This window comes from Tahibacter sp. (assembly GCF_035481375.1).
GTDB lineage: Bacteria > Pseudomonadota > Gammaproteobacteria > Xanthomonadales > Rhodanobacteraceae > Tahibacter.
The window spans coordinates 1-8861 of the sequence record NZ_DATIGT010000183.1 but is presented as its reverse complement, the minus strand read 5'-3'; the positions used below and the strand labels follow the sequence as shown (position 1 = coordinate 8861).

At 69.4% G+C, this 8861-nt stretch carries 3 protein-coding genes; 1 reads left to right on the top strand and 2 read right to left on the bottom strand.

What is annotated here, in order from left to right; all coding sequences use genetic code 11:
• Nucleotides 1–70 precede the first annotated feature (70 nt).
• Nucleotides 71–646: an ankyrin repeat domain-containing protein gene (locus VLF18_RS11740; protein ID WP_325279810.1), complete on the bottom strand. Its 576-nt coding sequence runs from the start codon at nt 644–646 to the stop codon at nt 71–73.
• Nucleotides 647–804: 158 nt separating this feature from the next.
• Nucleotides 805–2334, bottom strand: a complete 1530-nt coding sequence (locus VLF18_RS11735) for a catalase (RefSeq protein ID WP_325279809.1) — start codon at nt 2332–2334, stop codon at nt 805–807.
• Between the two features lie 717 nt (nt 2335–3051).
• On the opposite strand from VLF18_RS11735, the gene VLF18_RS11730 reads away from it, so the two are divergent.
• The coding region (locus VLF18_RS11730; RefSeq protein ID WP_325279808.1) for a DUF7507 domain-containing protein at nt 3052–8861 on the top strand (5810 nt) is incomplete at its 3' end.

The window sequence follows — 8861 nt, the reverse complement described above, 5'->3', positions numbered from 1 at the left end:
GAGCCGCGTCGCCTGCGCGTTCGCGAAGCGCCGGCCGCGCGCGGAACGCGCGGCGTGCTGACATGGGCGCTCAGCGGGCGACGTCCGCCTTCGCAGCCAGCTCCGCGATGTGCTGCGCGAGCGCCGCATTGCCCTGCTGCTGTGCGAGCTTCTGCGGCGTCTGCCCGGCCGCATCCGCCGCGCCGAGGTCGGCGCCGCGCGCCGCGAGACGGTCGATGACGCTCTGCTTGCCGAACAGCGCGGCGAACATCGCCGCGGTCTGTCCCGCGCGATTGCGCGCGTCGACCTGCGTGCGCGCGTCGTCGAGCAGGCGCAGCACGATGGCCTCTTCGCCCTTGAAGATCGCGCCCATCAGCGCCGTGTTGCCGCGACGGTCGCCGACGTTCGGATCGGCGCCGGCGCGCAGCAGCGCGTCGACGGTGTCGCGCTTGCCGTTGTAGGCCGCGAGGATCAGCGCGGTGTAGCCCGATGCGTCGGTCGCGTCGATCGGCGTGCCGGCTTTCACGAGATCCAGCACGAGCTCGGTGCGGCCCGCGCGGGAAGCGTCGAAGAGATAGGTTTGGGATTGCGCCAGAGTGAGTGCGGGTTCGGCGGCTTGCGTGAAATGGCCGAATGCCATCAGCGCGATCGCGATGTTAGTGCGCATGGAATTCCTCAATGCGGAAAATCAGCGGCGGAAAAACCCTGAAGGGGAGGGCTTTCAGGAAGGGGAAGGCTTCGAGAAACCCCCCATCACGCAAGTAGCCCGGCATCGCCGCCCCGTCCTGGGAGAGCGGCCTTGCGGCGACGCCGGGCCATCGCCGGTCACTCGACCAGCGATTCCGCGGCGAGGCGCACCTGCGCGACATCGCCTTTGACCGCTTGCGTCAGCCGCGTGCCGTAGTCGGCGTCGGCCTTGTAAAAATGCGACAGCATGATCAGCGTGGTCTGCGCGTCCTGCACCTGACCGAGATCGCCCGCGAGATTCGCGACGAGATTCCTCTTCGCGGTCGCATCGAGCGTGCGATAGAACTCGCCGGCCTGGCGGAAATTCAGGGTGCGCGGAATGCGCTGCTGCTGCGTCGCGCCCGACAGCGGCAGCGCGCTGTACTTCGCGTCCGCCGTTTCCTTCATCGGAAAGCGCCGGCTCGGCTGGTAGTTCACGTCGGTCGTCGTCGCGCCGGAATTCGCCGCGCCGTCCTGATTGCCGTTGAGCACCGCCGCGGCTGGCCGGTTGACCGGCAGTTGCAGGCCGTTCGCGCCGATGCGATAGAGCTGCGTGTCGGCATACGAGAACACGCGGCCCTGCAGCAGCCGGTCTTCCGACGGTTCGATGCCCGGCACGAGATTCGCCGGCGCGAACGCGCTCTGTTCGGTTTCCTGGAATACGTTCGCCGGATTGCGGTTCAGGGTCATCGTGCCGATCTTCGTCTCGGGCACGCCGGGCCAGATCTTCGTCGGATCGAGCGGATCGAAATCGAAGCCCGCGAGCTGCTTGGGTTCGAGCACCTGGATGTACAGGTCCCACTGCGGAAAGTCCTTGCGCGCGATCGCGTCGACGAGGTCGCGCGTCAGGTGATTGAAGTCGCGCGACTGGACTTCGGCCACCTGTTTCGCGTCCAGCGTCTTTACGCCTTGCTTCGTCGCCCAGCGGAACTTCACGTAGCGATAGTCGCCCGCGGTGTTCACGAACTTGTAGGCATGCACGGAGCTGCCGTCCATGAAGCGATAGCCGGCCGGCGTGCCGAGGTCGGAATACACGCGCGTCAGCATGTGCGTTGCTTCAGGTACGTGCGAGAAGAAATCGAACACGCGCTTCGGATCCTGGATGTTCGTCGCCGGCGAAGGCTTCAGCGAATGCACCATGTCCGGAAACTTGATCGCATCGCGGATGAAGAACACCGGCAGGTTGTTGCCGACGAGATCCCAGTTGCCTTCGCTGGTATAGAACTTCGTCGCGAAGCCGCGCGGATCGCGCAGGGTCTCGGGCGAATGCTGGCCGTGGATCACGGTCGAGAAGCGCACGAACACCGGGGTCTTCGTGCCGTTGACGAACACCCTGGCGCGCGTGAGGTTCGTGATGTCCGCGGTCGCGACGAACTCGCCGTGCGCGCCGGTGCCGCGGGCATGCACGACGCGCTCGGGGATGCGTTCGCGATCGAAGCGCTGCAGTTTCTGGATCAGCTGTACGTCCTGCAGCAAGGTCGGTCCGTTCGGGCCCGCCGTCTGCGAGTTCTGGTTGTCGCCGACCGGTGCGCCGTTGTCGCGCGTGAGGCGGCCTTGCGCGTGTGCTCCCGGCACGAATGCGGCCAGGGCAACGGCCAGGCCGACGCGCGCGAATTTCGTTGAATACATGGCATCCCTCTAAGCGGGTGAATCGAGGACTGCCGCTCTCCCGGCCGCGAGTATCACGGTCCCGTTTCCATCGGAGAAATCAATTGATGCGATCGAGTCGATAGGTGCCGGCTATTCGATTCATCGGCGCCGGTGGCTCTATCGCGACCGGATCCGCCAGGCTGCGGCGCCGCGCGTCCACGCCGGCCCGGCGATCGTGCCGGTTCGCTGGCGATGCTGCATACGCATGACGTCGGCATGCGATTCCGCACGGTGTGCGCGGCGAGAGTCGCAGGTGCAGGCATTCGCTTGAGTATCGCGTCGTGCCGCGCGCCCGTTCATCGCACTACGGTCGCCGCGTGCGCAACGACCGTGGTCGATGCCGGCACGGGCTCGCCGGCACGCTTGAGCGTGCGTCTCAAAATTTGAGCGTATGTCGCAATTTTCTCCATTGCGGCTTCTGCAACGGGGCGCTGAAGGATTATCCGGCTGTCGGTCGGCGGGCGGATTTTTACGATGCCTCGTCGCGAATGCCACGGCGCGCCGATGCCTGTTTTTGGGCTTCTTCCGGATGGCGTCTCCTTGTCTGCGGTGCGTTCGCGTATGGCGATTGCCGACGGGCGTTCGTGCGTCCGCGTATCGATACGGTGTTGAACAGTGGCGGAGAAAGACACGATGCGTCGGAGTTCTGAGGGCTTGGGGGCTGCTGCGAAAATCGGCGCATCTCGGTGCCGCACGGTGTTCGCGCTGATCGGGGCGATCGTCGGCTTGGCGCTGGGCGGCAGCGAAGCGCTGGCGCAGCCCGGCACGAACCTCGCGCTCGGCGCGCCGGTCACGATGTCGAGCACGGCCGCGGGTTCGGCCGCGGCCAACTGCGTCGACGGAACCGCGGGTGATTTCTGTCTGACCGGCGTCAGCGGCACGAACGGCATCGCGAACCAATGGGTCGACGTCGACCTGCTCGGCGACCATCCGATCGAGCGCATCGTGCTCGACAACACCGGCGCGACCTGCTGCCGCAGTACCGATCGCTGGCTGCTGATCGTCTCCGGCGATTCGTCGCTGCCGCGGCCCGCGAATCCCGCGGCGGTCTACGCCAATGCGCGCTACTACCGTCTCGCCTATGCCAACGGCGCGAACGGCACGACGGGAGCCGCCTCGAGCGTCAACGGCGGTACCGCGGCCGGCGCGACCTGGACCACGCTGACGATTCCGACCGGTCTGCGCAAGGCCGCGTGGATCCGCGTGTTCCAGCTCGACAACTCCGGCGGCACGGGCAACGGACAGCTCGGCTTCAACGAAATCCGCGTGATCCAGGGCGCGCCGTTCCAGCGCTATCTCGTCAACGGCGGTTTCGAAACGCCGGGTTCGGGCGGCGCGCTCGGCGTCATGCGCGCGAACGGCACGACGCCGGGCTGGTCGACGACCGACCAGTTCAACGCGTTCGAGAACTGGAATCGCGGTCCCGCGGGAAGCGCGGGCCCGTACGACTTCCCGGCATTCGAGGGCAGCACGCTGATCGAACTCAATGCCTGGACGAGCGGCACCGTGTCGCAGTCGATCTGCGTGTTTCCCGGCGAATCCTTCCAGTGGTCGCTCGCGCACCATGTCCGGAACCCCGCACCGATCGGTCCGACGGCACCTGACGTCGCGAAGCTGACGATCGACGGTGCCGACATTGCGCAGTTCTCCGACAACAGCATTCGCAATGCGACAGCGGCCTCGGACCACGCCTGCACGCTGCTCGCGGGCGCTGCGGCCGCGAGCGCGACCTGTTCCTCGGCCCTCGCGCCGCCGTTCACGTCCGACGCCAACGGCTGGGGCCACTGGCGCGGTGCCTGGAGCAACACGAACGCGGTTCCGAAGAAAGTCACGTTCGAAGTCGGCGCGGTCACGTCCGCGTCCGGCAGCATCAGTGCCGGCAATTTCCTCGACGCGTTCGACCTCGCGGGTCTCGCGACCGTGGTCACGTTCAGCTCGGCGTCCTCGAGCGGTCCGGAAACGATACCCGGCGCGAATCTCCCGGTGCTCACGCTCAGCGGCGTGCTCGCCGCCGACAGTTCGGTCGACATCGCGTTCGGCGGAACGGCCGTGCTCGGCCAGCACTATTCGACGTCGACCGGCACGGCCACCGTCACCGTGCCGATTCCGGCCGGCACCTACGACGGCACCGCGGCCACCGGCATTCCGCTGACGCCCTACCTGCAGATCCTGTCGGACGGACCCGTGCACAGCCCGCCCGACGTGCTGCGCATGACACTCGCGAACTTCGGCGCCGGCATCAAGCTCGGCAACGGCCAGACCTGTTCGCCCGGCAGCAATCCGCTCGATTACACGATCTTCGACATCCGCCCGCAGCTCAGCCTCCAGAAGAGCACGCCGACGACGACGCTCGTGCCGAACGGCACGGTCACCTACACCGTCACCGCCAGCAACATCGGCAGCGTCGACGGCGGCGGCACCGTCATTGCCGACGCCGTTCCCGCAGGCATCTCGGCGTTCGGCTGGACCTGCACCGCTTCGGGCGGCGCCGCCTGCCCGAACGCGAGCGGCAGCGGTGCGATCAGCGAAACCGTGGCGAGCTTCCCCGCGGGCGGCACGCTGGTCTACACGATTGCGGCGACGGTTGCCGCCGTGCCGCCGGCAAGCCTCTCCAACACCGCGACGGCGACGCTCGCCGACGCGGACTGCGCGCCGGGCAATTCGCCGTCGCCGTGTGTCGCGACGGCCGTCATCGCCGCGCGACCCGCGATACGCATCGACAAGGGCACGCCGGATACCGTGGCTTCGCCGGGCGGCACGGTGAACTATGCGGTGAACCTCACGAATGCCGGCAGCGCCGGCGTCACTGCCGCATCGCCGTTCACGTTCAGCGATGCGCTGCCGGCCGGCGTCACGGCCTTCGGCTGGACGTGCCAGGCCTTCGGCGGTGCCGTCTGTCCCGTCGCCTCCGGCTCGGGCGCGATCAGCGCCACGATCACGACGATGCCGCGCGGCAGCCGCCTGACGTATTCGATCCAGGCCGCGGTCGCGGCGAATCCGCCCGCGAGCGTCGTCAACACCGCACAGATCACCGCGCCGGCCGGCGGCGGAACCTGCGCGCAGAACGGCAACGCCGATCCCTGCGCCGACAGCGTCGCGCTGCCGGCGGCGCCGAAGATACGTGTCAACAAAACCACAAGTACAACCAGTCTCGTAGCCGGCGGCACGGTCGATTACACGGTCGTCGTCACGAACGCCGGCAATGTCGCCGCGAACGGCACCACCGTCAGCGACGCGATCCCGGCCGGGCTGACGACGCCGTTCACCTGGACCTGCACCGCGGCCAGCGGCGCGGCCTGCCCGAACGCGAGCGGCAGCGGCGAGATCGCCGAGACGATCGCGACGCTTCCGGCCGGCGGCAGCGTGAGCTTTGCCATTGCAGCGACCGTCGTGAGTCCGGCGGCGCCGACGCTCGTGACGAACACCGCACGCGCGACACCGCCGCCCGGCGGCGTCTGCGCGCCGGCCAACAGCGCGCCGCCGTGTACGGCGGCCGCTGCGCTGTCGCCAGTGCCGATCATGAGCCTGCAGAAGACGGCATCGACAGCGGTGCTCGTACCCAATGCGAACGTCGTCTTCACCCTCCTCGCGCGCAACGTCAGCGACCGCGGCGCCGACGGCACGACCATCGCCGACGCGGTTCCCGCCGGACTCGCCTTCACGTCATGGACCTGCAGCGGCAGCGGCGGCGCGACGTGCACGACGGCCAGCGGCAGCGGCGCGGTCAACCAGGTCGCCGCCGCGTTTCCGCCCGGCGGCGAGATCATTCATACGATCCACGCCACCGTGTCCGCGTCGCCGCCCGCGTCGATCACGAACACCGCGAGCGGAACGCCGGCGAACAACGGCGCCTGCTTTCCGAACAACACGGCGCCGCCCTGCACGAGCGCCGTCACGCTGACGCGTCCGCCGAGCGTCAGCATCACGAAGACGTCCTCGGCGACGGCTGTCGTGCCGAACGGCACGATCACCTACGAGATCGTCGTCACCAATACGGGGACATCCAGCGCCGCCGGCACGCTCGTCAACGATCCGGTGCCTGCCGGCATCACGTCGTTCGCGTGGACCTGCGCGGCGAGCGGCGGCGCCGCCTGCGCGCATGCGAGCGGCAGCGGCGGCATCGGCGAGACCGCGCTCGTCTTCCCGGCGGGCGGCTCGCTGACCTATACCGTCACCGCGGTCACGTCGGCAAATCCGCCGGCGTCGATCACGAACACGGCGCGCGCGACGCCGCCGAACCAGGGCACCTGTTCGCCGAGCAACACGCAGCCGCCCTGCGCGGCGAGCGTGTCGACGCCGCCGGTTCCCGTGCTCGATCTGCAGAAGACGACGTCGTCGGCCGTGCTGACGCCGGGCGGAACCGTCGTCTATGCGATCACCGTCGGCAACGCCGGCTTCGTGCCGGCGGACGGCAGCGTCGTCAGCGACCCGATACCGGCGGGACTCACGACGCCATTCACGTGGACCTGCTCGGCCGCGAACGGCGCGGTCTGTCCGAATGCGAGCGGCAGCGGTGCGATCGCCGAGACCATTGCGACCCTGCCGGCCGACGGATCGCTCGACTACACCGTCACGGCCACGGTCGCCGCGAATCCGCCGGCGCTGATCGACAACGTCGTGACAGCGCAGCCGCCCGCGAGCGGCGGTCTCTGCGCGCCCGACAACGCCGCGCCGCCCTGCCGCGCGAACGTGCAGCGGCCCGCCGCGGCGATCGTCCAGCTACACAAGAGCACGACGGCAGCGCAGGCCACACCCGGCGGCACGGTGACGTACTCCGTCGTCGTCACGAATCCGGGCAATGCCGATGCCGGCGGCACGACGGTCAGCGATCCGATTCCTGCGGGACTGACGACGCCGTTCACGTGGACCTGCACCGCGAGCGGCGGCGCGGTCTGCGCCGCCGGCGGCAGCGGCGCATTGAACGACACGCTCCCGGCATTCCCGGCCGGCGCGACGGCGACCTACACGATCACCGCGACCGTCGCCGACGCTCCGCCGGCGAGCGTCACGAACACCGCCGCGGCGACACCCGCGCCCGGCGGCGTCTGCGCGCCGGGCAACACGCCGCCGCCGTGCACCTCGGCCGCGACAGTGCCGGCCGCGCCGACTATATCTGTGCAGAAGTCCACGTCTGATTTTTTTGCGACGCCGTCCGGCACGCTGACCTATACCGTCGTCGTCAGCAACACCGGCAGCGTGCCCGCCGACGGCACGACCGTCGGCGATCCGCTGCCGGCCGGCCTCACTGCGTTCGACTGGACCTGCACGGCCAGCGGCGGCGCGGCGTGCACCGCGGCGGGCAGCGGCGCGCTCGCCGACACGATCGCGCCGTTTCCGCCCGGCAGCGTCGCGACCTATACGATCACGGCCGCCGTCGACGCAGCGCCGCCGGCGCAGATCACGAACACGGCCTCCGCAACGCCGGTCGACGGCGTCTGTGCGCCGGCCAATACCGCGCCGCCGTGCGCGTCGACGACGACGACGCCGACCGTGCCTCGGATCAGCGTGGCGAAGACCGCGAACACGGACGTGCTGACGCCCGGCGGCACCGTCGTCTACACCGTTGCCGTCGGCAACGCCGGCGCCGTCGCCGCGACCAATGTGCTCGTCAGCGATCCGATGCCCGCGGGCATCGCCGCGTTCGACTGGACCTGTGCCGGCACGGCGTGCCCGAATCCGGCCGGCACCGGTGCGATCAGCCAGACGATCGCGGCCCTGCCGGCCGGCGCCTCGGTCGTCTACACCGTCACCGCGACCGTCGGCGCGGCGCCACCGGCGCAGATCACGAACACCGTCAGCGTCGATCCGCCCGACGCCGTCTGCGCCCCCGGCAACACGCCGCCGCCGTGCAGCAGCTCGGTCAGCACGCCGCCGGGGCCGCAGGTCAGCGTGACCAAGACCGCCGACACGACGGTGCTGACGCCCGGCGGCACGGTGACTTATACGATCATTGTGAACAATGCGGGATCCGTGGCCGCACCGAATACCGTCGTCGGCGACCCGGTTCCGCCGGGTATCGCGACGTTCGACTGGACCTGCGCAAGCGCCGGTGGCGCGATCTGCCCGAACGCGAGCGGCAGCGGCGCGATCAACGAAACGATCGCGACCCTGCCCGCCGCTGCGAACGTGACCTACACGGTCGCGGCAAGCGTCAGCGCGACGCCGCCTGAGCAGATCACGAACACGGCGAGCGCCAGTCCGCCCGGCGGCCTCTGCGTGCCGGGCAACACGCCGCCGCCGTGCAGCAGTTCGGTCAGCACGCCGCCGGGGCCGCAAATCCGCGTGACCAAGACCGCCGATACGGCGACGCTGACGCCGGGCGGCACGATCAACTACACGGTGACCGTCACGAACACCGGCTCGGTCGCGGCACCGAACACCGCGGTCAGCGATCCGGTTCCCGCGGGCATCACCGCGTTCGCCTGGAGCTGCAGCGCCGCCGGCGGCGCGGTCTGCCCGGCCGCGAACGGCACCGGCGCCGTCAACGCCGTCATCGCGACGCTGCC

Bases quoted from the DNA above. Each gene is read 5' to 3' on its own strand.
- VLF18_RS11735 (WP_325279809.1), bottom strand. From the start codon at position 2,334: ATGTATTCAACGAAATTCGCGCGCGTCGGCCTGGCCGTTGCCCTGGCC.
- VLF18_RS11740 (WP_325279810.1), bottom strand. From the start codon at position 646: ATGCGCACTAACATCGCGATCGCGCTGATGGCATTCGGCCATTTCACG.